Annotated in this window: 28 protein-coding genes; 17 read left to right on the forward strand and 11 right to left on the reverse strand. The window is 49.4% G+C overall.

The annotated features are described in order from the left end of the window. Window positions 1-2: 2 nt before the first annotated feature. From trmH to gmk, 4 genes are read right to left on the reverse strand one after another with little or no spacing between them, the layout of a single operon-like run. Complete coding sequence (trmH, locus tag WM46_RS20075) at window positions 3-692, reverse strand: tRNA (guanosine(18)-2'-O)-methyltransferase TrmH (RefSeq protein WP_102603132.1); 690 nt, start codon at window positions 690-692, stop codon at window positions 3-5. A gap of 4 nt (window positions 693-696) precedes the next feature. Beyond that, window positions 697-2,808, reverse strand: coding sequence for a bifunctional GTP diphosphokinase/guanosine-3',5'-bis pyrophosphate 3'-pyrophosphohydrolase (gene spoT, locus WM46_RS20080; RefSeq protein ID WP_061075895.1), 2,112 nt, complete (start codon window positions 2,806-2,808; stop codon window positions 697-699). Window positions 2,809-2,826: 18 nt separating this feature from the next. Continuing rightward, window positions 2,827-3,102 carry a DNA-directed RNA polymerase subunit omega gene (gene rpoZ / locus WM46_RS20085; protein ID WP_000135058.1) on the reverse strand — a complete coding sequence of 92 codons (276 nt, stop codon included), beginning with the start codon at window positions 3,100-3,102 and terminating at the stop codon, window positions 2,827-2,829. A 54-nt stretch (window positions 3,103-3,156) separates the two neighbouring features. Then, window positions 3,157-3,780 (reverse strand): guanylate kinase, encoded by a 624-nt coding sequence (gmk, locus tag WM46_RS20090; RefSeq protein ID WP_061075896.1) that lies wholly within the window; start codon window positions 3,778-3,780, stop codon window positions 3,157-3,159. A gap of 256 nt (window positions 3,781-4,036) precedes the next feature. Between gmk and ligB the strand changes: the two genes are divergently transcribed. After that, a complete protein-coding gene (gene ligB / locus WM46_RS20095; RefSeq protein WP_102603133.1) occupies window positions 4,037-5,722 on the forward strand; it encodes an NAD-dependent DNA ligase LigB in 1,686 nt (561 codons plus the stop codon). Here ligB and WM46_RS20100 read toward each other — a convergent pair. Both WM46_RS20100 and WM46_RS20105 read right to left on the reverse strand, forming a co-directional pair. After that, window positions 5,719-6,336: a trimeric intracellular cation channel family protein gene (locus WM46_RS20100; protein ID WP_061075898.1), complete on the reverse strand. Its 618-nt coding sequence runs from the start codon at window positions 6,334-6,336 to the stop codon at window positions 5,719-5,721. The genes ligB and WM46_RS20100 overlap by 4 nt on opposite strands. 254 nt (window positions 6,337-6,590) lie before the next feature. After that, entirely contained in the window at window positions 6,591-7,454 is an 864-nt protein-coding gene (locus WM46_RS20105; protein WP_102603134.1) for a YicC/YloC family endoribonuclease, read from the reverse strand. Between the two features lie 125 nt (window positions 7,455-7,579). On the opposite strand from WM46_RS20105, the gene rph reads away from it, so the two are divergent. Both rph and pyrE read left to right on the forward strand, forming a co-directional pair. Beyond that, window positions 7,580-8,296, forward strand: a complete 717-nt coding sequence (rph, locus tag WM46_RS20115; protein WP_042998636.1) for a ribonuclease PH — start codon at window positions 7,580-7,582, stop codon at window positions 8,294-8,296. Between the two features lie 78 nt (window positions 8,297-8,374). After that, on the forward strand, window positions 8,375-9,016 hold the full coding sequence (pyrE, locus tag WM46_RS20120; RefSeq protein ID WP_042998635.1) for an orotate phosphoribosyltransferase: 642 nt from the start codon (window positions 8,375-8,377) through the stop codon (window positions 9,014-9,016). A 39-nt stretch (window positions 9,017-9,055) separates the two neighbouring features. Here pyrE and slmA read toward each other — a convergent pair whose 3' ends face one another. From slmA to coaBC, 3 genes are all read right to left on the reverse strand, one after another. Then, window positions 9,056-9,652 (reverse strand): nucleoid occlusion factor SlmA, encoded by a 597-nt coding sequence (slmA, locus tag WM46_RS20125; RefSeq protein WP_042998634.1) that lies wholly within the window; start codon window positions 9,650-9,652, stop codon window positions 9,056-9,058. Between the two features lie 108 nt (window positions 9,653-9,760). Further along, the gene (gene dut / locus WM46_RS20130; RefSeq protein ID WP_042998633.1) at window positions 9,761-10,219 is read right to left on the reverse strand and encodes a dUTP diphosphatase; all 459 of its coding nucleotides are present in this window, start codon (window positions 10,217-10,219) and stop codon (window positions 9,761-9,763) included. Next, window positions 10,197-11,417 (reverse strand): bifunctional phosphopantothenoylcysteine decarboxylase/phosphopantothenate--cysteine ligase CoaBC, encoded by a 1,221-nt coding sequence (coaBC, locus tag WM46_RS20135; protein ID WP_102603863.1) that lies wholly within the window; start codon window positions 11,415-11,417, stop codon window positions 10,197-10,199. The genes dut and coaBC overlap by 23 nt, the downstream gene beginning before the upstream one ends. Before the next feature lie 173 nt (window positions 11,418-11,590). Here coaBC and radC point away from each other — a divergent pair, with 173 nt between their 5' ends. The 4 genes from radC to mutM all read left to right on the forward strand — a co-directional run bounded on the left by radC (window position 11,591) and on the right by mutM (window position 13,855). Then, entirely contained in the window at window positions 11,591-12,256 is a 666-nt protein-coding gene (gene radC, locus WM46_RS20140) for a RadC family protein (RefSeq protein ID WP_061075901.1), read from the forward strand. A 266-nt stretch (window positions 12,257-12,522) separates the two neighbouring features. After that, window positions 12,523-12,759: a 50S ribosomal protein L28 gene (gene rpmB, locus WM46_RS20145; protein ID WP_002436699.1), complete on the forward strand. Its 237-nt coding sequence runs from the start codon at window positions 12,523-12,525 to the stop codon at window positions 12,757-12,759. A 20-nt stretch (window positions 12,760-12,779) separates the two neighbouring features. Further along, entirely contained in the window at window positions 12,780-12,947 is a 168-nt protein-coding gene (gene rpmG / locus WM46_RS20150; RefSeq protein ID WP_003024094.1) for a 50S ribosomal protein L33, read from the forward strand. Between the two features lie 98 nt (window positions 12,948-13,045). Next, window positions 13,046-13,855 (forward strand): bifunctional DNA-formamidopyrimidine glycosylase/DNA-(apurinic or apyrimidinic site) lyase, encoded by an 810-nt coding sequence (gene mutM / locus WM46_RS20155; protein ID WP_061075902.1) that lies wholly within the window; start codon window positions 13,046-13,048, stop codon window positions 13,853-13,855. A gap of 25 nt (window positions 13,856-13,880) precedes the next feature. On the opposite strand, the gene coaD is transcribed toward mutM, so the two are convergent. Together coaD and waaA are read right to left on the reverse strand one after the other, a co-directional pair. Then, window positions 13,881-14,360: a pantetheine-phosphate adenylyltransferase gene (gene coaD / locus WM46_RS20160; RefSeq protein WP_061075903.1), complete on the reverse strand. Its 480-nt coding sequence runs from the start codon at window positions 14,358-14,360 to the stop codon at window positions 13,881-13,883. Between the two features lie 8 nt (window positions 14,361-14,368). Continuing rightward, window positions 14,369-15,646 (reverse strand): lipid IV(A) 3-deoxy-D-manno-octulosonic acid transferase, encoded by a 1,278-nt coding sequence (waaA, locus tag WM46_RS20165; RefSeq protein WP_044263542.1) that lies wholly within the window; start codon window positions 15,644-15,646, stop codon window positions 14,369-14,371. A gap of 411 nt (window positions 15,647-16,057) precedes the next feature. Between waaA and rfaQ the strand changes: the two genes are divergently transcribed. From rfaQ to WM46_RS20215, 10 genes are all read left to right on the forward strand, one after another. Continuing rightward, the gene (gene rfaQ, locus WM46_RS20170; protein WP_071887609.1) at window positions 16,058-17,128 is read left to right on the forward strand and encodes a lipopolysaccharide core heptosyltransferase RfaQ; all 1,071 of its coding nucleotides are present in this window, start codon (window positions 16,058-16,060) and stop codon (window positions 17,126-17,128) included. After that, entirely contained in the window at window positions 17,125-18,249 is a 1,125-nt protein-coding gene (locus WM46_RS20175) for a glycosyltransferase family 4 protein (RefSeq protein ID WP_102603135.1), read from the forward strand. Before rfaQ ends, WM46_RS20175 begins: the two co-directional genes overlap by 4 nt. Further along, the gene (rfaP, locus tag WM46_RS20180) at window positions 18,242-19,039 is read left to right on the forward strand and encodes a lipopolysaccharide core heptose(I) kinase RfaP (RefSeq protein ID WP_102603136.1); all 798 of its coding nucleotides are present in this window, start codon (window positions 18,242-18,244) and stop codon (window positions 19,037-19,039) included. Before WM46_RS20175 ends, rfaP begins: the two co-directional genes overlap by 8 nt. A 50-nt stretch (window positions 19,040-19,089) precedes the next feature. Further along, complete coding sequence (locus tag WM46_RS20185; protein WP_102603137.1) at window positions 19,090-20,034, forward strand: lipopolysaccharide biosynthesis protein; 945 nt, start codon at window positions 19,090-19,092, stop codon at window positions 20,032-20,034. Window positions 20,035-20,068: 34 nt separating this feature from the next. Continuing rightward, window positions 20,069-21,148, forward strand: coding sequence for a lipopolysaccharide 1,6-galactosyltransferase (waaB, locus tag WM46_RS20190; protein ID WP_102603864.1), 1,080 nt, complete (start codon window positions 20,069-20,071; stop codon window positions 21,146-21,148). 5 nt (window positions 21,149-21,153) lie between these two features. Further along, window positions 21,154-22,167 (forward strand): lipopolysaccharide 3-alpha-galactosyltransferase, encoded by a 1,014-nt coding sequence (gene waaO, locus WM46_RS20195; RefSeq protein WP_102603138.1) that lies wholly within the window; start codon window positions 21,154-21,156, stop codon window positions 22,165-22,167. Window positions 22,168-22,187: 20 nt separating this feature from the next. Continuing rightward, complete coding sequence (locus WM46_RS20200) at window positions 22,188-23,204, forward strand: glycosyltransferase family 8 protein (protein ID WP_061075908.1); 1,017 nt, start codon at window positions 22,188-22,190, stop codon at window positions 23,202-23,204. A gap of 13 nt (window positions 23,205-23,217) precedes the next feature. Beyond that, window positions 23,218-23,916 carry a lipopolysaccharide core heptose(II) kinase RfaY gene (gene rfaY / locus WM46_RS20205; protein ID WP_102603139.1) on the forward strand — a complete coding sequence of 233 codons (699 nt, stop codon included), beginning with the start codon at window positions 23,218-23,220 and terminating at the stop codon, window positions 23,914-23,916. 180 nt (window positions 23,917-24,096) lie between these two features. Beyond that, on the forward strand, window positions 24,097-24,951 hold the full coding sequence (waaZ, locus tag WM46_RS20210) for a 3-deoxy-D-manno-oct-2-ulosonate III transferase WaaZ (RefSeq protein ID WP_102603140.1): 855 nt from the start codon (window positions 24,097-24,099) through the stop codon (window positions 24,949-24,951). 37 nt (window positions 24,952-24,988) lie between these two features. After that, window positions 24,989-26,065 (forward strand): glycosyltransferase family 9 protein, encoded by a 1,077-nt coding sequence (locus WM46_RS20215; RefSeq protein WP_102603141.1) that lies wholly within the window; start codon window positions 24,989-24,991, stop codon window positions 26,063-26,065. Window positions 26,066-26,088 lie beyond the last annotated feature (23 nt).

A 26,088-nucleotide genomic window follows, 5' to 3' on the forward strand; every position in this document is an offset into this window, starting at 1 on the left:
ATTTACTTCGCCGCCTGCATGGTGGACCACCAGGCGTCATCGGCTTCAATCGCACCCAGCTGATTGACATGCGGATAGGGTAGCCCTTTGCGTTTGGCGACTTTCGCCAGTACCGGATAGCCGCCTTCAAACAACAGGCGCTGCTGTTCGTCTTCCGGCAACATGCTGTTTTCGCGCAGATACATCCCGGCATTCTGCCGCTGGCGCTGCGCTTCATACAGAATCAGCGCAGAGGCAACGGAAACGTTAAGGGATTGAACCATGCCGATCATGGGGATGATGATATCCTGATCCGCCAGGTCCAGCGCTTCCTGGGTAATACCGGTTTTCTCCTGCCCCATCAGGATACAGGTCGGACGCGTGTAATCGATTTCGCGGAAATCGACGGCATTATCAGAGAGATGAGTTGCCAGAACCTGCATGCCCCGGCCTTTTAGATGGGTGACGGCATCGCCAATTGTGCGGTGGGTTTTCACCTGCACCCAACTGTTGCTGCCTGCCGCTGCCGAGGCCATGGTGCGCATACGACTGCCTGGCCAGACGGCGTGGACTTCGTGGACGCCAACGGCATCTGCGGTACGAATAATCGCAGAAACGTTATGAGGTTTGTGGACCTGCTCCATGCAGACGGTCAGGTCCGGCTGGCGCCTGGCGAGCATCTCACAAATACGTGCATAGCGCTGTAGGTTCATAAAACTAGTTTCGGTTACGGGTGACTTTTATCACGTCTGGCATCACGCGAATTTTGCGCATGATATTCGCCAGGTGCACACGGTCGCGCGCGGTAAGGCGAATAAAGGCGCTGTAGACGCGACCATCTTTCTCTTCAGTATTCAGGCTCTGAATATTAGAGGTGGTGGTGTTGATCGCCGCCGTCAGATTTGCCAGTGCACCCTGGTGGTTAAACATATCCACTTTGATTTCGGTGATAAATTCCTGCTCTGTCTCTTTGTCCCATTCCACCGCCATAAACTTCTCTGGCTCTTTCTGGTAGCCACGGATGTTACGGCAGGATTCATGGTGGATGACCAGACCTTTACCCGGACTGACGTGGGCAATGATCGGATCGCCCGGAATCGGACGACAGCACTTGGCAAAGGTAATCAGCACGCCATCTGCGCCTTTGATGGGCAAATGACCCTGGCCGGGCACCGCAGGTTGGATAGCTGAGGCATCACCCTGCTGCAGATTTTTCGCTACCACCACGCTCATGGCATTGCCAAGGCCGATTTCCGCCAGCAGGTCGTCAAGGGTCGCAAGCTTCATCCGCTCAAGCTCACGCTGGATACTCTCTTGCGGGATTTCGGCCAGCTTACGACTGCCACCCAACGCATGGTTGAGCAGGCGACGTCCCAGACTGACAGAATCATCGCGCTTGAGGTTCTTCAGCAACTGGCGGATCTTGGCGCGGGCTTTTGAACTGACGACGAAGTTAAGCCACGCCGCGTTCGGACGAGCCCCCGGCGCAGTAATGATTTCGACCGTCTGGCCGCTGGTCAGCGGTTGTGATAGCGGGTAAGGCTGTCTGTCGACGCGTGCGCCTACGCAGGCATGGCCAATATCGGTATGCACCGCATAAGCAAAGTCGACGGGGGTGGCACCGGCAGGCAGTTCGACAATGCGCCCTTCCGGTGTGAAAACGTAAATCTCATCCGGGAAAAGATCGGATTTCACGCTCTCGATAAATTCAAACGAGCTACCTGCGCTTTGTTGCAGTTCCAGCAGGCTTTGCATCCAGCGCTGGGCACGAATCTGCGCGGTAGTACTGGTTTCGCCGTGCTCTTTATAAGCCCAGTGCGCTGCGACCCCCATTTCCGCCATCTGGTCCATATCCTCTGTACGGATCTGGACTTCAACCGGAACGCCGTGCGGACCGATCATCGACGTGTGCAAAGACTGATAGCCGTTCGCTTTTGGAATGGCGATGTAGTCTTTTACCCGCCCAGGACGTGGTTTATAGAGGCTGTGCATTTGACCGAGCACGCGATAACAGGTGTCGGCGTCATGGACGATTACGCGGAACGCGTAGATATCCATGATCGAATGGAAACGCTGCTCTTTAAGCACCATCTTGCAATAGATGGAATAGAGGTGCTTCTCACGACCACTCACACGGCATGGAATTCCCGCTTCCTGCAGTCGCCCTTCGATTTCAGAGAGGATTTTTTGGATCATCTCTTTACGGTTGCCACGTGCGGCTTTAACCACCTCTTTAATCACGCGATAGCGGTTCGGGTACAGCGCCTCAAAGCCCAGCTCTTCAAGCTCGGTTTTAATGTGATGAATACCTAAACGGTGCGCCAGCGGGCTATAGATTTCGAGGGTTTCACGGGCGATGCGGCGACGTTTATCCGGGCGTAATGAGCCCAGCGTGCGCATGTTGTGGGTACGGTCGGCGAGTTTGATGAGAATGACGCGGATATCCTGCACCATCGCCATAATCATCTTGCGAAAGTTTTCGGCCTGCGCCTCTTTCTTATCGCGGAACTTGAGTTTATCAAGCTTCGACACCCCCTCTACCAGTTCAGCAACGCTTTTACCAAACAGCTGCTCCATGTCCTGATAGGTGGCGGGAGTATCTTCGATCACGTCATGTAGCAGCGCAGCCATCAGCGTTTCATAGTCGAGTTTCATCTCGGCCAGAATGCAGGCTACGGCAACAGGGTGCGTGATATAAGGTTCACCGCTTGAACGTGTCTGGCCCTCGTGAGCGTCACGTGCAACGAGATACGCCTGCCGAAGACGTTTGATCTGGTCTTCCGGCAGGTAGTGTTGAATCAGCTGATTCAGGCTTTCAAACAGATACAAGGGCGACCCGCTTTGTGATTAACGACGACCTTCAGCAATTGCGGTTACGGCTTGTAATTCAGCGGCTTCCTGCTCTTGCTGTTCCTGGCGCTCACGGACGTCGAGGATCTGGTTGTTGATCAGACCTTCTTCGATTTCGCGCAGCGCGATTACGGTAGTTTTATCGTTTTCTTCCGGTACGAGCGGATCCTTTCCGCCTACCTGCATCTGACGAGCGCGACGCGCGGCGACCAGTACCAGGTCAAAACGGTTACCAATTTTCTCTACAGCGTCCTGAACAGTTACGCGTGCCATACTTAAAATGCTCCACAGGTGAAGAAATGACTGGGCATGATACTGAATGTGGGTTCAGTCTGCCAACAGTTTGCTGATTAAAGCGTCATGACGCTGCTTTTGGCGGCTCATGCGCAGACGTTCGGCGCGAATGATGGTTTTCAGATCGCCCAGGGCGGTGTCGAAGTCATCATTCACAATAAGATAATCATATTCGGCGTAATGGCTCATTTCTGCAACAGCTTGCGCCATACGTTTCGCAATCACCTCTTCGCTATCCTGTCCACGACCCCGCAAGCGGCGGTCCAGTTCAAGTTTAGACGGCGGAAGAATAAAGATACTGCGCGCTTGCGGCATCTTCTTGCGAATTTGTTGCGCGCCCTGCCAGTCGATATCCAGAAAGACATCTACCCCGGAAGCCAGTACTTGCTCAATGGCTTCACGCGAGGTGCCATAGTAATTGCCAAACACTTCTGCGTGTTCCAGAAACGCGTCGTTGCCAATCATGGTTCTGAATTCGGCATGATCCACAAAGAAATAATGTTCGCCGTGAACCTCACCCGGGCGCGGAGCGCGCGTAGTGTGTGAAACAGAAACCTGGGTGTCGTACAACGGTTGGGTTTTTAACAAAGCCTGAATCAGGCTGGACTTACCCGCGCCACTGGGGGCAGAAACAATATAAAGCGTGCCTTGAGCCATGAGTATCTTACGTATGTGATTATCGAAAATGAACCTACATACGGGCTTATTATACACGTCGCCGCTACGCGACGTAGTCTTTGTCACACTTTTTACGCCAGATTATTGCTTTTTGCGCGCCTGTTTCCTGATTTACGCAACATTCTCTGCAAATGAGCGGAATCACTGGAAGCCTGAACGCAATCTTAACTTTTGTTGCTCGGCGCTGGCCACACAACGCGCTATATCTGCCTGGAAACGTACAGCGGAGGTGGCGATGAAAGCGGGGATAGCGATATTGATAGGGTTGTGGTTATGGCACGGGCAGTCCTGGGCGGTATGCCCGGTATGGTCGTCAGCGAGGGCTCACGAAGAGATCTCTCGTTTGCAACAGCAAATTGCGCAGTGGGATGACGCCTATTGGAAGGAGGGGGTGAGTGCGGTCGAGGACGGCGTCTACGATCAACTGCATGCACGACTGCTTCAGTGGCAGCACTGCTTTGCTGACAACTCCCCGCCCAGCCTGACGTTACCTTCTCCAGGCGGCACTGTCCCCCATCCCGTCGCCCATACCGGAGTGCAAAAGCTGGCTGACAAGCGAGCAGTGCAGCAATGGATGCGCGGGCACAACGATTTGTGGGTACAGCCGAAGGTCGATGGCGTGGCGGTTACGCTGAAATATCAGCATGGCAAATTGACGCAGGCGATCAGCCGTGGCGATGGTCTGAAGGGCGAAGACTGGACGCAAAAAGTACAGCTGATGCCAGCCGTGCCGCAAACCGTGGCGGGGGCGCTGACAAACAGCGTGTTACAGGGTGAGATCTTTCTGCGACGGGAAGGGCATATCCAGCAAAAAATGGGCGGGATGAATGCCCGTTCGAAGGTGGCGGGGCTGCTGATGCGCAAAACCAACGTGAGCGACTTATCATCACTGGGGATTTTTATCTGGGCCTGGCCTGATGGCCCGCAGACGATGTCCGAAAGAGTCAACCAGTTGAGTGCCGCGGGTTTTACGCTGGCGAAGACATTCACGCTACCGGCTGACAACGTTGAGGCCGTGGAGCGGGCGCGTACGCACTGGTGGACGTCTGCTTTGCCCTTCGTTACCGATGGGGTGGTTGTGCGAATGGACAAAGAACCTGCGTCCCATCAGTGGTTACCAGGACAAGGGAATTGGCTGGCCGCCTGGAAATACCCACCCGTTGCGCAGGTGGCGGAGGTCACAGCGATTCAATTTACGGTCGGCAAAAGCGGAAAAATCGCCGTTGTCGCAACGCTTGCCCCCGTCATGCTGGACGATAAACGGGTACAACGGGTGAATATCGGTTCCGTAACTCGCTGGAAAGAGTGGGATATCGCCCCTGGCGATCAAATCCTGGTGAGCCTTGCCGGGCAGGGGATCCCACGTATTGACGATGTCGTCTGGCGGAGTTCAGACCGCACTAAACCAATACCACCTGATAATCGCTTCAATTCATTGACCTGCTTTTTTGCTTCCGCATCGTGTCAGGAGCAGTTTATCTCCCGCCTGGTCTGGTTGGGCTCTGGCACGGTTTTAAAATTAGACGGTGTGGGTGAGGCGGGCTGGCGAGCGCTTCATCAGCAGCACCACTTTGAGCATATCTTTTCCTGGCTGGCCTTAACTCAGGAGCAGATTCAGCACACGCCAGGATTTGCGAAAGCAAAGGGCGAACAGGTATGGCATCAGTTTAATTTGGTGAGAAAACAGCCATTTATTCGCTGGATACAGGCGTTAGGCATCCCATTACCACTGGTGGCGCTCAATGCCAGTGGCGATCGTTCATGGCGGCAGTTGTCAGGGCGAACGGAATTGTACTGGCAACAACTCCCGGCAGTCGGCCCGCGTCGCGCACGTCAGGTGATGGCATGGCTGGACAACGCGGAGGTCAAACAGCTGAGCCGCTGGCTGGCGGCTCAGCAAATTGAGAGCTTTATTCCTTAGTGGCTTTCGTGGTGGTAGTAAAACACCGGCAAACCCAGCTTAAGGCGCAGCGCCAGGAGACGGGCGACAAAGCCAAACATCAGGGTTGAGATAACCACGATATCCTGATTGGAAACATAGTGTTGCAGGACGATATAAAGCACGGCAGAGGCGAATGAAACCCCGGCGTACAGCTCTTTCTGGAAAACGAGCGGAATACGTTTACAGAACATATCGCGCAGCACTCCACCGAAGACGCCAGTGGTGACCGCTGCAACGACGGCAATGATCGGCCCATGCCCCATATCCAGGGCCACCTGGGCGCCAATAATGGAAAAAACCACCAGGCCTAAGGCATCCAGCACCAGGAACACCTTGCGCAGGTAGGGCATGACGGGAGCCACAATAGTCGTCAGGACTGCCGCTGTGGCGACAATAATCACGTATTCGGGATGTTTAACCCAACCCAGAGGATAGTGGCCGAGCAGAATATCGCGGACAGAGCCACCGCCGATGGCTGTTGCGGTGGCAATAATGATGACGCCGAATGTATCCATCCGACGACGACCCGCCGCCAGCGCGCCGGTCATGGCTTCGGCAGTGATTCCTATCAGGTACAAAACGTGTAACAGCATGACTCCCCCCAGTATTTTGGGGACAAAGAGTAACGATTTGTGCTCGTCGTCACGATTGAGATTTTCTAAGGCGAGTGATTTTTAATAACTTCAGGTAATGTGAAATCGTTATTATTCTGAGGTGGTGCGTAGTATGAGGTTTTTTTTATCAACAAAATGAATGAGAAAAACTAAACTGAAGATATCCACAATTTAGCGTGGTTCGTGAAAAACGTAGCACCGCCATTGACTGACGGGCTACGCGGAAAGACGCTTTACTCGATGTTCTGGATCTGCTCGCGCATTTGCTCGATTAAGACCTTCAGTTCGATGGCGGAATTGGTCACTTCCGCATTAATGGATTTTGACGCCAGCGTATTCGACTCGCGATTAAATTCCTGCATCATGAAGTCCAGACGGCGGCCTACTGCCTCTTTTTTCTTCAGGATGTTGTAGGTTTCTTTGACGTGGGCGTCCAGACGATCCAGCTCTTCCGCCACATCAATGCGCTGTGCCATCAGGACCAGTTCTTGTTCCAGACGGTTATTTTCCAGTTGGACCTGAGCGTCTTCCAGCTTAGCGACCAGACGCTCGCGCTGCCATTGCAGAATTTCTGGCATATGGGCGCGGACCTTAACAACCTCAGCGCTGACGCCTTCCAGACGTTGTTCGATCAGGACTTTCAGTGCCTGACCTTCCGTTTCGCGGGCGACGATGAAATCGTCGAGCGTGCCGTCGAGTGCGGTCAGGATTTCAGCCGCAATGGCATCCAGATCCTGTTCCTGTGCTGCCATTACACCGGGCCAGCGCAGGATATCGACCGGATTGATTTCCCCTTCATCGCTCTGCATTTTGACCCAGTTGGCCGCATTCACGAGTTGTTTTGCGAGCTTTTCATTCAGGATGAGTTCGCCCTGCGCGCTGGCATCGGGTTCAAAGCGCAGCATGCATTCAACTTTACCGCGCGTCAGGCGCGTACGAATGCGTTCACGAACAACAGGTTCAAGGCTACGGAACTGTTCCGGCAGACGAAAGTAAGTTTCCAGATAACGCTGGTTTACCGAGCGCATTTCCCAGGTGGCGCTACCCCATTCACCCTTGATTTCACGCCGGGCGTAGGCGGTCATACTGCGGATCATAGACGTTCCTGTTTTTAAAGGAGAGATGGGAGGATTATAGCCATCCCGGCCTTGTCAGGATAGGAATAACCGCCGGAAGTCCGTATAATGCGCAGCCACATTCGTTTCAAGCCGGAGATCTCAATATGCGTCCAGCAGGCCGTAGCGCTAATCAGGTGCGTCCCGTAACCCTGACCCGTAACTATACAAAACATGCTGAAGGCTCGGTGCTGGTCGAATTTGGAGATACCAAAGTACTGTGCACGGCCTCGATTGAAGAAGGCGTACCGCGTTTTCTGAAAGGTCAGGGCCAAGGCTGGATCACCGCTGAATATGGCATGCTGCCGCGTGCAACACATACCCGTAACGCGCGCGAAGCCGCAAAAGGCAAGCAGGGCGGTCGTACAATGGAAATTCAGCGTCTGATCGCCCGTGCGCTGCGCGCTGCAGTCGATCTCAAAACGTTGGGTGAATTTACTATCACCCTGGACTGCGATGTGATCCAGGCCGATGGCGGCACGCGTACCGCTTCCATTACCGGCGCCTGTGTGGCGCTGGCGGATGCGCTGAACAAACTGGTGGCCAGCGGTAAGCTGAAAACCAATCCGATGAAAGGGATGGTTGCCGCGGTATCCGTGGGGATCGTTAACGGCGAAGCGCTCTGCGATCTGGAGTACGTTGAAGACTCGGCGGCGGAAACCGACATGAACGTGGTGATGACCGAAGACGGGCGAATCATTGAGGTACAGGGGACGGCAGAAGGCGAGCCGTTCAGCCATGAAGAACTTCTCACCTTGCTGGCACTGGCCCGAGGGGGAATCGAATCCATTGTCGCGACGCAGAAGGCGGCGCTAGAGAATTGATTTTAAGGCGACCAATGAGTCGCCTTTTTTTTGTCCGTAGATTTTGTCAATGATGAAAGTGAAATGAGGAGCGAATCCATGAAACCCTATCAACGCCAGTTTATTGAGTTTGCGCTTAACAAACAGGTACTCAAGTTTGGCGAGTTCACGCTGAAATCCGGGCGCAAGAGCCCCTATTTCTTCAACGCCGGGCTGTTTAATACCGGGCGCGATCTGGCACTGTTAGGCCGTTTTTACGCTGAAGCATTAGTGGATTCTGGCATTGAATTTGATCTGCTTTTTGGCCCGGCTTACAAAGGTATTCCCATTGCGACGACCACGGCGGTTGCGCTGGCGGAGCATCATGACAAAGATCTGCCGTACTGCTTTAACCGCAAAGAAGCTAAAGATCACGGAGAAGGTGGCAATCTGGTTGGCAGCGCATTACAAGGCCGCGTGATGCTGGTAGATGATGTGATCACCGCGGGTACGGCAATCCGGGAATCGATGGAAATCATCCAGGCCAACGGTGCAACGCTGGCTGGCGTGCTGATCTCTTTGGATCGTCAGGAACGCGGACGTGGCGAGATTTCCGCCATTCAGGAAGTTGAGCGCGATTATGGCTGTAAGGTGATTTCCATCATCACCCTGAAAGACCTGATTGCCTATCTGGAAGAGAAGCCGGAAATGGCAGAGCATCTGGCAGCAGTGCGGGCGTATCGGGAAGCGTTCGGCGTTTAACGTGAGTGGCCGGATAACGCGCGCGCTATCCGGCAAACATTACTGCAGTTGCGCAGCGAGCAGTGGCCAGCGGGCGTCAAAATCATCCGTAGGACGGTATTTGAATTCGCTACGCACAAAGCGCGACAGCATACCTTCGCAGAAGGCGAGCAGCTGGCTTGCCAGTAACGTTTCATCCGTCACGTACCCTTCACCTTCGCGCATCCGCTTTTCCCGCAATACCTGGCGCAGTTGTGCTTCAATGCGTTCGAACAGCTGGTTGATACGTCCTTGCAGACGATCCTGTTCAAACATCAACGCATGTCCGGTCAGGATGCGCGTCAGGCCTGGATTACGTTCACCGAAACCCAGAATCAATAACACAATCAGGCGCACACGCGCGTGGGTATCTTTTTCATCTTTCAGAATCAAATTGATACGGGTGATCAGGCTGTCTTCGATAAACTCAATCAGGCTATCGAACATGCGGGTCTTGCTGGGAAAGTGGCGATATAATGCCGCTTCGGAAACGCCGACAGAAGCCGCCAGTTTTGCCGTTGTGATGCGCTGGCTTCCATCGCTGGATTCCAGCATCAGCGCCAGAGACTGAAGTATTTCTTCGCGACGATTCCTTTTCGCAGTTTGTTTTTCTGCCATGTTACAAAATACCCCTGAAAATAAGCACTTGCAGGCGAGCATCCACACTATGACCGCAAACCCAAGGCTTGCGGTGATGTTATGACGTTATCGGGATGCGTAACTTTCTTACTTACGACCGGAATGGCCGAAACCGCCTTCACCACGGTGGGTGGCATCAAACTCTTCCACCAGATTAAATTCGGCCTGCACGACTGGCACAAAGACCATCTGCGCGATACGTTCGCCCGGCTCAATGGTAAAACTGTCCTGACCACGGTTCCAGACGGACACCATTAGCTGCCCCTGATAGTCAGAATCAATCAACCCCACCAGGTTGCCCAGCACGATACCATGCTTATGGCCCAGGCCCGAACGCGGCAGGATGACGGCAGCCAGAGACGGATCGGCGATGTGAATAGCCAGCCCGGTTGGCAGCAGTGTGGTTGCGCCCGGCGCCAGTTCTACGGCGTCATCGAGACAAGCCCGCAGGTCAAGTCCGGCGGAGCCGGAGGTGGCATACGTCGGCAGCGGGAATTGCTTGCCGACACGCGGGTCCAGAATCTTAACGTCGATTTTTTTCATCATAACGGGTCACGATCTCGTCGAGTAATAATTGGCCCAGGAGTGCTTTGCGCTCAAGCGGTAAGACTTTATCTCCATCCTGCCAGAAAAGGTGTAAAGCGTTGCTGTCGCTATTAAACCCTTGAGTTGAAAGCGAAACATCGTTTGCACAGATCAAATCAAGGTTTTTACGGATACGTTTTTGCCGGGCATATTCTTCCACATTATTCGTTTCCGCGGCAAACCCAACGACATAGGGGCGATGGTCTTTACGTGCGGCAACCCCGGCGATGATATCTGGGTTTTTGACCATTTTTATTGTTAATTCATCACCTTGTGTCGCCTGTTTCTTAATTTTTTCCGGGGCGACAATTGCGGCGCGATAGTCTGCTACGGCCGCGCAGCCAATAAAAATATGTTGCTGTTGGACGGCGGATTGCACCGCCGCTTCCATCTCCAGAGCGGTCATTACATCAACACGCTGCACAAAGGGCGGCGTGGGTAATGATACGGGGCCGGTGACCAGCGTAACGTTCGCCCCACGGCGGGCGGCGGCGGCGGCGATGGCAAACCCCATTTTGCCGGAGCTGTGGTTGGAAATGTAGCGTACCGGATCGAGCGGTTCACGCGTCGGGCCCGCGGTAATCATGATGTTGAGATGTTGCAGATCGTTGACAGGGGCGAAATGTGCCGCGGCCATATCGACAATCGTTAAGGGATCCAGCATACGGCCCGGCCCTACATCGCCGCATGCCTGGCTGCCGCTGTCCGGTCCCCAGATGAGCAGCCCGCGGGAAGTCAGAACGTCCAGATTATGCTGAGTTGCCGCAGTCCGGTACATCTGCTGGTTCATTGCTGGTAAAACGGCAACGGGCGCAGGGGTAGCCAGACAAATCGTGGACACCAGATCGTTTGCCATGCCGGCTGCAACCCGCGCGATAAGGTCTGCGGTGGCCGGGGCGAGCATCACCAGGTCGGCCCATTTCCCCAACTCAATGTGGCCCATCGCGGCTTCTGCTGCGGGATCCAGCAGACTGTCGGAAACGGGATACCCGGAGACTGCCTGTAAGCTGAGTGGGGTAATAAAGGCTTTAGCCGCCTCGGTCATTGCCACACGGACATCAGCGCCGCGTTCGCGCAGACGACGCACCAGTTCAGGGGCTTTGTAGGCTGCAATGCCGCCGCTGACGCCGAGAACGATTTTTTTACCGGCCAGGCTCATCATGATCATTCCTGTTGGATTACACCAGAAGGCGGATATTTTATCACAATCCGTAAACTGTCGTGCGTTCACCCATGAATCACTTTGCGAGGCGCTACGCAGGAGTGAAAATTGTACGTCGATTCCCCCACCGGGCCATGCCACCATGCGTACTGGCATGAGGAGGGGTGGGGATGGAAATTGCTGAATACGTGCTGCCGAGGGAAAAACTGTTGGCGCTTGGGGTCGACACGCTGACGGATGACGAACTACTGGCGCTTTTCTTACGGACCGGAACGCCCGGGAAAGATGTCTTTGCGCTGGCAAAAGAGATCCTGGAACATTTTGGCTCTCTCTATAGCTTGTTGACGGCGGATTACTCTCAATTCAGCGCCGTGACAGGGATTGGCGTAGCAAAGTATGCGCAGCTTAAAGGTATCGCGGAGCTGGCCCGGCGCTTTTATGAAGTGCAAATAAAAGGCACGAACCCGTTACTTAGCCCGGTGTTAACCCGGGATTTTTTGCAGAGTCAATTTGCGGGAGAAGCGCGTGAAGTTTTCATGGTGGTTTTTCTCGATTCCCAACACCATGTCATTAAACATAGCCGCCTTTTCTCTGGCACACTCACCCATGTTGAGATCCATCCGCGTGAAATTATTCGTGAAGCGATAAAAATCAATGCATCTGCGGTGATCCTTGCTCATAATCACCCGTCGGGGTGTGCAGAGCCGAGTAAAGCGGATAAACTTATCACCGAGCGTGTCGTAAAATGCTGTCAGTTCATGGATATCCGTGTGCTTGATCACCTTGTCATTGGACGCGGAGAGTACGTTTCGTTTGCGGAACGTGGTTGGATTTGACGCACTTTGCGCGATCCATCGGGATCTTTGTCTGTTCGGGACTTGAGCACATCGCTGACTCAGCGTATACTACGCCACCTTTGAGAATCTCGGGTTTGGCATTTGGGCCTGGCAATCGAGTGTTCACTTAGACGCCCAATCATTCACGTTGCGTTAAGGCAGCCTGAAGGGTGAGGTGTAGAACCGCGATGACCGGGCTGTAAAGCCTGACGAGGCGCCGATACCCCATACGAAGCTCGAGCTAATTTGATTTTTGGAGAATAGACATGTCCCGAGTCTGCCAAGTTACTGGCAAGCGTCCGGTGACCGGTAACAACCGTTCCCACGCACTGAACGCGACTAAACGCCGTTTCCTGCCTAACCTGCACTCTCACCGTTTCTGGGTTGAGAGCGAAAAGCGTTTTGTCACCCTGCGTGTATCTGCTAAAGGTATGCGTGTAATTGATAAGAAAGGCATCGATACAGTTCTGTCTGAACTGCGTGCCCGTGGCGAAAAGTACTAAGTACTAAGAGGAAATAAATCATGGCTAAAGGTATTCGTGAGAAGATCAAGCTGGTTTCTTCTGCTGGTACTGGTCACTTCTATACCACCACGAAGAACAAACGTACTAAGCCGGAAAAACTGGAACTGAAAAAATTCGATCCAGTTGTCCGTCAGCACGTTCTCTACAAAGAAGCGAAAATTAAGTAATTCTCGCTTTGCTGTAATGAAAAACCTCGCTTCGGCGGGGTTTTTTGTTTTCTGGCCATCCCCATATTAGTGAGACCTGATACAAAGCCGGAGACGTTATGCCTGAATTACCTGAAGTCGAAACCAGCCGCCGCGGTATTGAACCGCATCTGGTCGGGGCAACCATTCTGCATGCCAATGTGCGTAATGGACGTCTGCGTTGGCCGGTATCAGAAGAGATCTACCGTCTGAGCGACAAACCGGTGCTCAGCGTTCAGCGCCGTGCGAAATACCTTCTGCTGGAGCTACCCGATGGCTGGATCATCATTCACCTGGGGATGTCAGGTAGTTTACGTATCCTTGCTGAAGAACTTCCGGCAGAAAAACATGACCATGTTGATTTAGTGATGAGTAATGGTAAAGTCCTGCGCTACACCGATCCCCGTCGCTTTGGCGCCTGGCTGTGGACAAAAGAACTGGAAGGGCACAACGTACTGGCGCATCTTGGCCCTGAACCGCTAAGCGACGATTTCAACGGCGACTACCTGCAACAGAAATGCGCGAAGAAGAAAACGGCGATTAAACCCTGGTTGATGGATAACAAGCTGGTCGTGGGGGTCGGAAATATTTACGCCAGTGAATCCCTGTTTGCTGCGGGTATTCATCCTGACCGTCTGGCGTCGTCGTTGTCGCCGGCTGAATATGAACTGCTGGTGCGCGTGATTAAGGCCGTTCTGCTGCGCTCGATAGAACAGGGGGGAACGACGCTGAAAGATTTTCTGCAAAGCGATGGTAAACCGGGCTATTTTGCTCAGGAGTTACAGGTCTATGGCCGCAAAGGTGAGCCATGCAGAGTGTGCGGAACGCCGATCGTAGCATCGAAACACGCGCAACGTGCGACGTTCTATTGCCGTCAGTGCCAGAAGTAAGGCGGGGCGTCCCGGATCCGGGACGCTATTTGAGCTTAGCCAACAGCGCCTGATGAATATTCTCGGGCAGGAAGTGGGTGACATCGCCCTGATGGCGGGCCACTTCTTTCACCAGTGACGATGAGATGAAGGACCACTCTTTAGAAGGCATCAGAAAGACGCTTTCCAGTTCTGGCATCAAATGACGATTCATGTGGGCCAACTGCATTTCGTATTCAAAATCCGCCACGGCGCGCAATCCACGAATCAGGATGTTGGCCTGTTGCTCACGCGCAAAGTTGGCCATCAGATCGCTAAAGCCCAGCACTTCAACGCCAGACAGATGGGCAGTGGCCTGCTTAGCCAGCGCAACGCGCTCTTCAAGGCTGAACATCGGTTTTTTACCGGGACTCGCCGCAATCGCCAGAATGACATGGTCAAACATCTGCGTAGCACGCGTGATGATATCGATATGGCCGTTCGTCAACGGATCAAAAGTACCTGGATAAATCGCCCGTTTTTGCATAACAGCCCTCAATGCGTTTTCGGTGGCAGATAAGGTTCCAGCAGCTGTAGCAGGCGCTGTAACGCACCCTGGTTTTGATAGAGAACTTCAACTGCGTGACGACCATAGAAATTACGATAATCGGCATCGGTCAGTAAAGAGGAAACCTCCTTGGCGAGGCTTGTGGCGTCAGTGACCGTAATCAAACCGCTGGCCTGCTCCAGACGGGCGCAGATATCTTTGAAGTTGAAGGTGTGAGGTCCCATCAGCACAGGAATCGCGTGTGCCGCAGCTTCCAGCGGGTTATGTCCGCCACGTTCAACCAGTGATCCTCCGACGAACGCCAGATCCGCAATGCCGTAAAGCAGCATCAGTTCACCCATCGTATCTCCCACAACCACCTGGGTACTGGCTGAGGGAACTTCGCCGGAGGAACGTGTTGTATAGCTTAGTCCGGCTTCACGCACGAGGTTAATCGCATCCGGGAAGCGTTCCGGATGACGCGGGACCAGAATCAACAGCAGGTTGGGGAACTGGTGCAACAATGCCTGATGGGCAGCGATGATAATACTCTCTTCACCATCATGAGTACTGGTTGCGATCCACACCGGGCGATGCGGCGCCCACTGGCGACGCAGCGTAACGGCCTTTGCGGCCAGCTGTGGCGTTACGGAAATATCGAACTTCAGACTGCCGGTGACGGTCACTTGATTGTTCTTCGCGCCCAGCGTCACAAAGCGCTGACCATCCTCTTCATTTTGCGCGGCAATTAGCGTAATACGACGGAGGATTCGGCGGATAAATTTCCCCAGCTTCGCGTAACCGTCAGCGGAGCGGGCGGAAAGACGCGCATTGGCGATGACCAGTGGAATATGGCGTTTATGCAGCGCGGCAATCAGGTTCGGCCACAACTCCGTTTCCATAATCAGCACCAGCTTGGGATCAACCTTGTTCAGGAAGCGACCCAGCGCATCGGGTAAATCGTAAGGCAGGTAGACGTGCTGAACATCGCTGCCGAAGGCAGACTGGACACGCTCGGAGCCGGTTGGCGTCATCGTGGTGACGGTGATCGGCAGATCGGGGTAGCGATGTCGCAGGGCGCGAACCAAAGGAATGGCTGCCAGTGTTTCTCCGACAGAGACGGAATGAAGCATAATACCGCCCGGTTTCAGGGGGCGGCGGTAAAAACCGTAGCGTTCACCCCAGCGTTTACGGTAGGCCGGGGCCTTACGTCCGCGCACCCAAAGCCGTATCCAGATCAAGGGCTGAATAAGGTAGAGAAGGGCGGTGTAAAGCAATTCGAGCATAGTAAATAGCTGACTTATGGATGTGCTGGGGATTCTATGTATTTAGCCAGGGCTTTACCATTACTTTTCCTGTTTTTGACTTAAATAGCTTTAAGTCCGACTAATTCCGCCAGCCCGGCTCAGTTTTTTTGCATTTTTATGCCATTTATTGATTTTTACTGCCTCTGCCGTTGTTAGCCGATTCAATCGGTGACGAAAAAAGCGATGATAAGATTAATATCAATTTGATTTAAAAAAGAAAAGTATCCGTTTTGCGGTTAATTTATTCGAGTCGGATCGCAGCGAAAGAAGTGATACACTAGCGCGTAAAAGTCAGTGCAATATCAGTGATCGGGTAGCTGTTGAGCCTGGGGCGGTAGCGTGCTGTTTTCTGCTTAACTTTATCGGACAATCACAACAAAAGAGTCGCGTGTGGAAAAGCCTTTTCGAAAAATTCTGGTCATCAAGATGCGTTTCCACGGGGATATGCTATTAACCACTCCCGTTATCAGTACGCTGAAGCAGAACTATCCTGACGCCAAAATCGATATGCTTCTTTACCAGGATACGATGCCTATTTTGTCGGAAAACCCCGAGATTAATGCCCTCTATGGCATCAGCAATAAGGGGACGGGAGCGGCAGAAAAAATTAAAAATACGCTTTCGCTGATTAAGACCTTACGCAACAACCAATATGATCTGGTCATCAACCTGACCGATCAGTGGATTGTGGCGCTGATTGTTCGTTTTTTGCACGCAAGAGTAAAAATATCCCAGGATTTCGCCAACCGGCAGTCTGCATTCTGGAAACAGAGTTTTACCCATCTCGTTCCCTATTCCGGGGAACACGTTGTCGAACGTACGCTGTCAGCACTCAAACCGTTGGGTCTGGAGCATATTGTTACTGAAACGACCATGAGCTATCGACCTGAACACTGGGAGAACATGCGTCGACAGTTGCGCCAGCTCGGCGTGACGCATCAGTATGTGGTGATTCAACCCACGGCAAGGCAGTTATTTAAGTGCTGGGATAATGACAAATTTTCCCGCGTCATTGATGCTCTTGAGCGTCGTGGTTATCAGGTGGTGCTGACGTCCGGCCCTTCTGCTGACGATTTAGCCTGTGTGGAAGAGATTGCGCTGGGGTGCGAAACCAAACCGGTAACCGGGCTGGCAGGCAAAACCCGATTCCCGGAATTAGGCGCGCTGATTGATCATGCCGCCCTTTTTATTGGCGTTGATTCAGCCCCTGGGCATATCGCCGCGGCGGTCAAAACGCCGGTGGTATGTCTGTTTGGCGCGACAGACCACGTCTTCTGGCGTCCCTGGACTGACAATATTATTCAGTTCTGGGCAGGTGACTATCAGCCCATGCCTAAACGATCTGAACTGGACCGTAACAAAAAATATATGTCCGTTATTCCCGCGGAGGATGTGATTGCGGCAACGGAAAAACTGTTGCCGCAGAATGCGCAAATTATCGAAATGGATGCGCCAGTATGATCGTGGCTTTTTGTTTGTATAAGTATTTTCCGTTCGGCGGATTACAACGTGACTTTATGCGCATTGCGCAAACCGTCGCAGCTCGAGGTCATCAGGTCCGTATTTATACTCAATCGTGGGACGGAGAATGCCCGGATGCTTTTGAGCTCATTCGTGTACCGGTTAAATCGCGGACCAACCATGGGCGTAATGCGGAATATTATGCCTGGGTGCAGGCGCATTTGCGTGAGCATCCCGTTGACAGGGTCGTGGGGTTTAACAAGATGCCGGGTCTGGACGTTTATTTTGCCGCGGATGTCTGTTACGCCGAAAAGGTGGCACAGGAAAAAGGTTTTTTCTATCGTCTGACCTCCCGTTATCGCCATTATGCGGCGTTTGAACGGGCAACGTTTGAGCAGGGTAAACCGACGCAGTTATTAATGCTGACGGATACACAGATTGCTGATTTCCAGAAGCATTATCAAACCGAAGCGGAGCGTTTTCATATTCTCCCTCCGGGGATATATCCGGACAGAAAATACAGTGCGCAAATCCCGAATGCCCGTGAAATCGTTCGCCAGAAGAACGGTATTTCGGAGCAGCAAAACTTACTGTTGCAGGTCGGTTCTGATTTTACCCGCAAAGGGGTGGATCGTTCGATTGAAGCGCTTGCTTCACTGCCGGCGGCGCTGCGGCATAACACGCTTTTATATATTGTCGGTCAGGATAAGCCTCGCAAATTTGAAGCACTGGCAGAAAAACGCGGCGTGCGCAGTAATGTGCACTTTTTCTCCGGGCGCAATGATGTCGCGGAGTTGATGGCTGCCGCGGATTTGTTACTGCACCCGGCCTATCAGGAAGCGGCAGGTATTGTTCTGCTGGAGGCGATTACTGCTGGCCTGCCAGTGTTGACCTCTGCCGTTTGCGGCTATGCGCATTATATTGCGCAGGCTAACTGTGGCGATGTCATTGAAGAACCCTGGCGGCAGGACGCGTTGAACGACATTTTGCGTAAAGCGCTGACCCAGCCGTCATTGCGTGCAGCATGGGCAGAAAACGCGCGGCATTATGCGGATACGCAAGATTTGTACAGTCTGCCGGAAAAGGCGGCGGACATTATTACAGGTGGTCTGGATGGTTGAATTGAAAGAACCGTTAGCCACATTATGGCGCGGGAAAGATGCGTTTGAGGAAGTCAAAACGCTGCAGGGTGAGGTCTTCAGGGAACTGGAAACCCGGCGTACGCTGCGATTTGAACTGGCGGGGAAAAGCTATTTCCTTAAATGGCATCGGGGTACTTCTCTCAAGGAGATTGTCAAAAACCTTCTCTCACTGCGGATGCCGGTTTTGGGCGCCGACAGAGAGTGGAATGCAATTCATCGCCTCCAGGATTTAGGCGTGGATACGATGTATGGCGTTGGGTTTGGTGAGAAGGGGCTCAACCCTCTGACCAAAACGTCGTTCATTATTACCGAAGATCTCACGCCGACCATCAGTCTGGAAGACTATTGTGCGGATTGGGCAACGAATCCACCGGACGTCAACGTCAAGTGGATGCTTATTGACCGCGTGGCCACGATGGTGCGCAAGATGCACGCAGGCGGGATCAATCACCGTGATTGCTATATCTGCCACTTCCTGCTGCATCTGCCTTTTTCAGGCAATAAAGAAGACTTAAAGATTTCGATTATTGATCTACACAGGGCACAGATTCGTACGAAAGTTCCTCGCCGCTGGCGTGATAAAGACCTGATTGGCCTCTATTTTTCGTCGCTAAACATCGGGTTGACACAGCGGGATATCTGGCGGTTTATGCGGGTTTATTTTGGTGCTCCTTTGAAAACGATTATGCGCGAAGAATCGAGCCTGCTATCACATGCCGAGGCAAAAGCTGCGCAAATTAGAGAGCGGACACAGCGTAAAGGCCTATGATTTAGATCTTTTATTTGTGTATTTATAAAATACTGATAGTGTGATCCCAGATGACAGTATATTTTATAAATTGGAAGGCTGATTATGAATTAAACATGATCGGTTACCTACAAAAACATTATCAGGTAGTTAATATTTCAGTCCCATCGCGGTATGTTTGGGTTGCAAAAAAAATAAGAAAACTGAACATCAATACCAATTGGTTAGGGAAGAAGTTTATTAAAACCTATCTTCAGGAGTTGGAACCGCACGACGTTGCAGTATTTAATGATAGTGTTATAACTAAAGGTATTACTCCGCAAATTATTACTAATTTAAAATGCCATAAAGTGCTTCTGTTAAGAAATGCTGTGGATGAGTCATTTATTGAAAAACATGTTGACTCTTTTGATTTGATTTATGATTTTGAGCGCAAGGATATTAATTTTCAAAAAGTAAAACACTTAGAGCAGTTTTTCCCTATCGGACTCCATGATGTAGCGCAGTGTGCTTCTGATGAAAGAATAAATGATAAATTAGTTTGCTATTTTCTGGGGAAAGATAAAAGCAGATTAAATTTATTAACGGAGCTTGCAAGCAAGCTAATGTCATACAATGTCACCCTGGATTTTAATATTGTCGGTGATAATAACGTCAAGTATGATTCGAACTATGTAATAGATAATCCTTTATCCTATAATGAAAATTTAAAGCGTTCGTTGGCATCAGATATACTTATTGACATAACTCGGGAAGATCAAACTGGCTGGACTTTACGCATCTTAGAATCTTTGTATTTTAATAAAAAAACAATCACCAATAATAAAAGTATATTGAATTCTAATATATATGCAACAAATCGCTTCTTTATCCTTGGTTATCATGGGTGGGATAAATTTGAGTCTTTTTTGAATGCGCCTATCGAGCCCGTTACACATGATGTTTTGTATAAATACAGTCCGGACTGCATGTTGGAAACGATAATCAACGAATTCAAGAGAGATGAGTATCAATAACGATGGCTCAATTTATAATATAAAGCAAAAAATTATGAAAATCGCATTTATTGGCGAAGCTGTGTCCGGGTTTGGTGGAATGGAAACGGTCATCCGGGATGTTATCAACAACTTTCAGGCCGAACATTCTGCAATCCAGTGTGAGATGTTTTTCTTTTGCCGACATGACAAAATGGATAAGGCATGGTTAAGCGGTATTAACTATTCATGCTCTTTCTCCACTATCCGTCTGGGCTTTTTACGTCGGGCAAAGCATATCCATACGTTTAGCCACTGGCTAAAGAAAACAGAACCCGATGTGGTGATCTGTATTGATGTGCTGTCTTGCCTGTTTGCCAGTAAAGCGCGGAAGAAATCAGGCCAAAATTTTACGATATTCTCCTGGCCACATTTTTCTCTGGATCATAAAAAACACGCCGAATGTGTTAGCTGGGCTGATTATCATCTGGCAATCAGTAGCGGTATTAAACAACAGATGATCGCGCGGGGTATTGATCAAAAGGACATTACCGTTGTTTATAATCCCGTTTCCAGAAAATCAGAGATTATTCCGCAACCAGAAAAAGGCCAACCCGCGGTCTTTCTGTATGTCGGAAGGATGAAGTTTGAAGGGCAAAAAAGAATTAAGGACCTGCTGGATGGATTATCCCATGCAGAAGGCGAATGGCGGTTGCATGTGGTTGGTGACGGTTCAGATTTCGAAAAATGTCAGTCCTATGGACGAGAACTGGGTATTGACGAGCGTATAACCTGGCATGGTTGGCAGGTCTCTCCCTGGGATGTGGTGCAAAATAAGATAAAGAACGTCACGGCACTGTTGCTGACATCATCGTTCGAGGGCTTTCCGATGACCCTGCTGGAAGCCATGTCGTATGGCATTCCGTGCATTAGCTCTGACTGTATGTCTGGTCCACGGGATATGATCAAACCGGGTATCAATGGCGATTTGTATCCGCCGAACGATCTTGAACAGTTTACTCATCTGCTCAACCAAATCCTCTCTGGTCAAATGAAGTATGATAGTCATCTGATTCCTGAGACGATAGATAACTTCTATAATGAAGTCTATTTTCAACATTTAAGAAGTGCGATATTCTCCAAAATCAATAAGTGATCACTATGACTCAAACGTATTTTGAAGCAAAAGTCATTCAGCAGACTTTAGATTATAACTATGCAGAACATAGTGATGTTGATAAGTTTAATATTGCCTATGGCATTGACAAGAACTTCCTTTTTGGTTGCGGTGTGTCTATTGCGTCGATACTGATTGCTAACCCCAATACTTCGTTTGCCTTTCATGTCTTTACTGACTCATTTAGCAATGAGGAACAGACGCGATTTAATGCGTTGGCAAAGCAATATGCCACCCAAATTGTGGTGTATCTCGTTGACTGCGAGCAGTTGAAATCATTACCGAGTACTAAAAACTGGTCATATGCAACGTACTTCCGGTTTATTATCGCTGACCACTTCGCGGGAAAAACGGATAAGGTACTGTATCTGGATGCAGATATTGCCTGTCAGGGAAGTGTACAAGAACTGATTGACCTTCAGTTTGCTGAACATGAAATTGCGGCCGTGGTAGCAGAGGGCGAGTCAGAGTGGTGGACGAAGCGCTCAGTTAGTCTGGCAACGCCGGGACTGGTTTCTGGCTACTTTAATGCGGGCTTTTTGCTGATTAACCTACCTGTCTGGACCGCTGAGGATATTTCCCGCAAGGCCATCGAAATGTTACGCGATCCGGATGTGGTACAGCGTATCACTCACCTGGACCAGGATGTACTGAATATGTTGCTGGTTGGCAAGGCGCGTTTTATTGGTAAGAAGTTTAATACCCAATTCAGCATCAATTACGAATTAAAGCATGATGTGGTTAACCCAGTGGATGAAAACACGGTGTTCATTCATTATATTGGGCCGACTAAGCCCTGGCATCAATGGGGCAACTACCCCATTGCGCAAAGTTTTTTGAATGCGAAAAAGTTATCACCCTGGTGTAATGTTGAATTGCTGAAACCTAAAAATAGTCATCAGTTGCGTTATGCGGCGAAGCATATGTTCAACCAGAAGCAATATTTTTCTGGTCTGGTCGATTATGCCCTTTACTTTAAAAGCAAAATTATTAAATAAAAATAATTATAGGTGACGCAGTGGACTCATTTCCTGAAATAGAGATAGCAGAATATAAAGTTTTTGATGAGCGCTATGATAATAATGGTAACACATTAAATATCTCTTATGGAATTGATGAGAACTATCTTGATGGTGTCGGGGTATCGATTACTTCGGTGCTAATTCATAATGATATTAATGTTGCTTTTCATATTATCTGCGACAAATATACACAAAGCTTCGTTGATAAGATTGAAGCGCTGGTGCACGAGCATAAGATAAAAATTTCATTATATCTTATCAATGTCAAATGCCTTGAGGTATTGCCGAAAACACAGGTCTGGTCAAGAGCCATGTACTTTCGACTTTTCGCTTTTGATTATTTGCATCATAAACTGGATAAATTGTTGTATCTTGATGCTGATGTCATTTGCAAAGGTTCTCTGGATTATCTTCTGGACCTTGATCTCAATGATAACGTCGCTGCTGTGGTAAAGGATGTTGACTCCATTCAGTCCAGGGTAAATGAAAGACTTCCCTCTTTTAATCTACAGGGCCAATATTTCAACTCCGGTGTTGTCTTGATAAACCTCCGACAATGGGCTGAGAATCAATTAACGGCAAGGGCGTTGTCGCTTTTGACAGGCAATGATGGGAGTGCAACTTTTTTTAAATATCCAGATCAGGATGTGCTGAATATATTGCTGCGTGATAAAGTGTATTTTTTACCTCGTGAATATAATACAATTTATACTATTAAAAGTGAATTAAACGATAAGACGCATGAAAAATATTTAAATGTTATCCATGCTGATACAAAACTGATTCACTATACAGGGGCAACAAAACCCTGGCATGCCTGGGCAAATTATCCTTCCGTGATTTATTATACCACTGCTTTTATTAAATCACCGTGGAAAGATGTTCCTGCCAAAGATGCACGGACGATGGTTGAGTATAAAAAAAGATATAAACATCTTTTGGTTCAGAAACATTATCTGCGTGGAGTGATTGCGGGTGCAGCGTACCTCTATCGTAAAATTTTAGCGAAATAATACCTTTATAATTATGATCACTGAAACAAAAATTAAAAACTATACAGTATTTGTAAAACAAGACGGCGAAAAATACATTGATATTTTCAATGATTTTTTAACACATAATCTTAAAGTATTAAAAGTCTTTCGTAGTATTGAAGATACCAAGGTCGTGTTAGTTGATACCGACCATGGAAAATATATCCTGAAAGTATTTCACCCTAAAGTAAAAAATACTGAGCGATTCTTTAAGTCGTTGGTTAAAGGGGATTACTACGAAAAGCTTTTTTACCAGACCGATCGTGTGCGGCAGGAAGGTTTTGACGCCTTAAATGACTTTTATTTGCTTGCCGAAGTGAAGACCCTGCGTTATGTGCATACCTACATAATGATCATTGAGTATATCGAGGGTGTTGAACTGGTTGACCTGCCCGTCATCTCCGCTGATGTGAAAGAGAAGATAAAGCAGTCCATTCAAGGGTTGCATCGGCATGGTATGGTCTCAGGTGATCCGCATAAAGGTAACTTCATATTACAAAATGATGAAATAAGAATAATCGATCTGTCCGGAAAAAGACCTTCCCGACAGAGAATGGCGAAAGATCGTATTGATTTAGAACGCCACTATGGTATTGAAAATAATAGAAAAGACCTGGGTTTTTATCTCCTGGTTTATAAGAAAAAGTGGCGAAATTTCCTGCGCCGTCTGAAAGGTAAAAGTGTGCGCTAAGTTTCAATGTGATTATTTAGAATATTGCTTTTGGTCGTTCTAAATGCAAAAATGAGTTTGTATATTTTATGAGCAAATCTGGGCGGCCTGGTTTGTTCATCCTCGCTAAAGATAAACCATGAACACTTTCCTCAAAGATTCATCGTGATTTAAGTTGCATGACAAACCTACAGGTTTCATATGAGTAATGTTAAGTTTATAACTCGAGCAGGTGTTCAGCAACTTATTGCCAACAGAACATCTGATAACGTGATCATTTTCTTATCGGGACCCACCTCCCGAGGGACACCGCTTTCTCTTTTGCAGAACAATGATGTCATTACCGTTAACGGCGCCGCGGAATACTTGCTCAGTAATAGTATTACTCCCTTCATTTATGTCTTAACAGATGCACGTTTTTTGCTACAAAGACGTCACGATTTTTATCAATTTAGCCGGGCGAGCAAGTTTACTGTCGTCAATATGGATGTTTATGAAGCCGCTACCGAAGAAGATAAGAAATATATGCGGACTCATTGTTTGATTTTACGCGCATTTTATAAGCGTGAAAAAGGCGGCTTTTTCAAGAAACTGAAGCTGGAAATGCTTTCAAAATGGAATAAGCATCTCTTGATTCGAGTGCCCATTTCTAAACGTAAAAGACTGGTTGGGTTTAGTAAGGATATCAGTTCAGGCTACTGCTCATGCCATACTGTGGCGTATACGGCGATGCAGATAGCGTATTCATTAGGTTATGACAACACGATCTGTTCCGGATTAGACATCACCGGGAGCTGTGCGCGTTTTTATGATGAGAGTCGCCATCCGATGCCTTCTGAACTGAGCAAGGATTTAGTCAAAATTCTGCCATTTTTCCAGTTTATGTGTGAGAATGTTGACGACTTTAATATTTATAATCTGTCTGACGATACCGCCATAAGCTACGATATTATTCCCTATATCAAGGCAGCGGATGTTGCAACGTTACCTTCCAGACAGCACATCATGAACAATGCGCATGGTCTTCACGATCGTGCCGATTCTTATGTAAGTTAGTATTAACCTCTTTTTTATTTGTAGTGTGGTAACTCGCATGGGTTTAGGTGCTTTTCATAAGAAAAAAAGATACTGTATTAATAAAATTAAGATTAATTTTTTGTCATTTTTCTTCGCCAGCAAAAAGAATGCAAAAATTAATGCAGATAAGATTCAGACCTGCTTGCTAATCCATGATAACAACAAGTTAGGCGATTTAATCGTATTGAGTTCGTTGTATCGCGAACTGACTAATCGTGGTGTACAACTGTCAATATTAACCACAGAAACGGGGAAAGCGTTTCTTTCTGGTAATAGCCGGATACATCAGTTTTATATTAAAAAATCAAATGCTATCAGCGATGTGCTGGCATTACGTAAACGTCTTTCCCGCGAATCTTTCGATATCGTACTTGACCCCTTTGAAACCATGCCTTCCTTTGGTCATAGCCTGTTGCTGTCGGGTGTCAGACACGCTCATATCCTGGGTTTTGATAAGTGGTATAAACGTTACTATACCGTTTACCATCCGCATGATGAGAAGTTAACGGCGCACATGTGTACACGGGCCAGTGAGATACTGCGTCATTTTTATGGCGATGAGCGTCATGAATTTGATGTGAGTTATGATTTACCGTTACCAGAGTCGGTTGAAAAGGATGTTCTGAATTTTGTTGGCGACGCAAAAGTAATTATTATCAATGCGCTAGGGGCAAAGAAAATCTGTCGACTGTCTGATGAGCAGATCGGTACGATTTATTCGCATCTCCGTAAACAGCATCCGGATTACCGGGTTATTTTTACCGGCTTAGCCGAAGATATTCGCGCTATTGCAATACCGGGCATTGAATCCCTGCCCTTTAAAGAATTCATTTATACCGTTGCACTGACAAAATTCAGTCAGTATGTGATTTCCGTGGATACCGCACTGGTCCACATTGCATCGGCATATGAAATTCCTACGCTCGCACTTTATCCAAATGCGCGACAAACGACCTACCCCTCGCACCTCATCTGGGCACCGAATAACTGCAATGCATTACAGGTGGTCTCTCCGACGTATACGGTAAAGGATATTAGCCTGAAGGTTCTGACTGAATCGGTAGAGGGGTTGCTGTCGAAACATCAGAAGTGAGTGATAGCTCACTTCTGATGGTC

The sequence above is a fragment of the Citrobacter freundii complex sp. CFNIH2 genome (assembly GCF_002880615.1).
Classification (GTDB): Bacteria; Pseudomonadota; Gammaproteobacteria; order Enterobacterales; family Enterobacteriaceae; genus Citrobacter_A; species Citrobacter_A amalonaticus_F.

Bases quoted from the DNA above. Each gene is read 5' to 3' on its own strand.
- trmH (WP_102603132.1), bottom strand. From the start codon at position 692: ATGAACCTACAGCGCTATGCACGTATTTGTGAGATGCTCGCCAGGCGC.
- rpoZ (WP_000135058.1), bottom strand. From the start codon at position 3,102: ATGGCACGCGTAACTGTTCAGGACGCTGTAGAGAAAATTGGTAACCGT.
- gmk (WP_061075896.1), bottom strand. From the start codon at position 3,780: ATGGCTCAAGGCACGCTTTATATTGTTTCTGCCCCCAGTGGCGCGGGT.
- ligB (WP_102603133.1), top strand. From the start codon at position 4,037: ATGAAAGCGGGGATAGCGATATTGATAGGGTTGTGGTTATGGCACGGG.
- WM46_RS20100 (WP_061075898.1), bottom strand. From the start codon at position 6,336: ATGCTGTTACACGTTTTGTACCTGATAGGAATCACTGCCGAAGCCATG.
- WM46_RS20105 (WP_102603134.1), bottom strand. From the start codon at position 7,454: ATGATCCGCAGTATGACCGCCTACGCCCGGCGTGAAATCAAGGGTGAA.
- rph (WP_042998636.1), top strand. From the start codon at position 7,580: ATGCGTCCAGCAGGCCGTAGCGCTAATCAGGTGCGTCCCGTAACCCTG.
- pyrE (WP_042998635.1), top strand. From the start codon at position 8,375: ATGAAACCCTATCAACGCCAGTTTATTGAGTTTGCGCTTAACAAACAG.
- slmA (WP_042998634.1), bottom strand. From the start codon at position 9,652: ATGGCAGAAAAACAAACTGCGAAAAGGAATCGTCGCGAAGAAATACTT.
- dut (WP_042998633.1), bottom strand. From the start codon at position 10,219: ATGATGAAAAAAATCGACGTTAAGATTCTGGACCCGCGTGTCGGCAAG.
- coaBC (WP_102603863.1), bottom strand. From the start codon at position 11,417: ATGAGCCTGGCCGGTAAAAAAATCGTTCTCGGCGTCAGCGGCGGCATT.
- radC (WP_061075901.1), top strand. From the start codon at position 11,591: ATGGAAATTGCTGAATACGTGCTGCCGAGGGAAAAACTGTTGGCGCTT.
- rpmB (WP_002436699.1), top strand. From the start codon at position 12,523: ATGTCCCGAGTCTGCCAAGTTACTGGCAAGCGTCCGGTGACCGGTAAC.
- rpmG (WP_003024094.1), top strand. From the start codon at position 12,780: ATGGCTAAAGGTATTCGTGAGAAGATCAAGCTGGTTTCTTCTGCTGGT.
- mutM (WP_061075902.1), top strand. From the start codon at position 13,046: ATGCCTGAATTACCTGAAGTCGAAACCAGCCGCCGCGGTATTGAACCG.
- coaD (WP_061075903.1), bottom strand. From the start codon at position 14,360: ATGCAAAAACGGGCGATTTATCCAGGTACTTTTGATCCGTTGACGAAC.
- waaA (WP_044263542.1), bottom strand. From the start codon at position 15,646: ATGCTCGAATTGCTTTACACCGCCCTTCTCTACCTTATTCAGCCCTTG.
- WM46_RS20175 (WP_102603135.1), top strand. From the start codon at position 17,125: ATGATCGTGGCTTTTTGTTTGTATAAGTATTTTCCGTTCGGCGGATTA.
- rfaP (WP_102603136.1), top strand. From the start codon at position 18,242: ATGGTTGAATTGAAAGAACCGTTAGCCACATTATGGCGCGGGAAAGAT.
- WM46_RS20185 (WP_102603137.1), top strand. From the start codon at position 19,090: ATGACAGTATATTTTATAAATTGGAAGGCTGATTATGAATTAAACATG.
- waaB (WP_102603864.1), top strand. From the start codon at position 20,069: ATGAAAATCGCATTTATTGGCGAAGCTGTGTCCGGGTTTGGTGGAATG.
- waaO (WP_102603138.1), top strand. From the start codon at position 21,154: ATGACTCAAACGTATTTTGAAGCAAAAGTCATTCAGCAGACTTTAGAT.
- rfaY (WP_102603139.1), top strand. From the start codon at position 23,218: ATGATCACTGAAACAAAAATTAAAAACTATACAGTATTTGTAAAACAA.
- waaZ (WP_102603140.1), top strand. From the start codon at position 24,097: ATGAGTAATGTTAAGTTTATAACTCGAGCAGGTGTTCAGCAACTTATT.
- WM46_RS20215 (WP_102603141.1), top strand. From the start codon at position 24,989: ATGGGTTTAGGTGCTTTTCATAAGAAAAAAAGATACTGTATTAATAAA.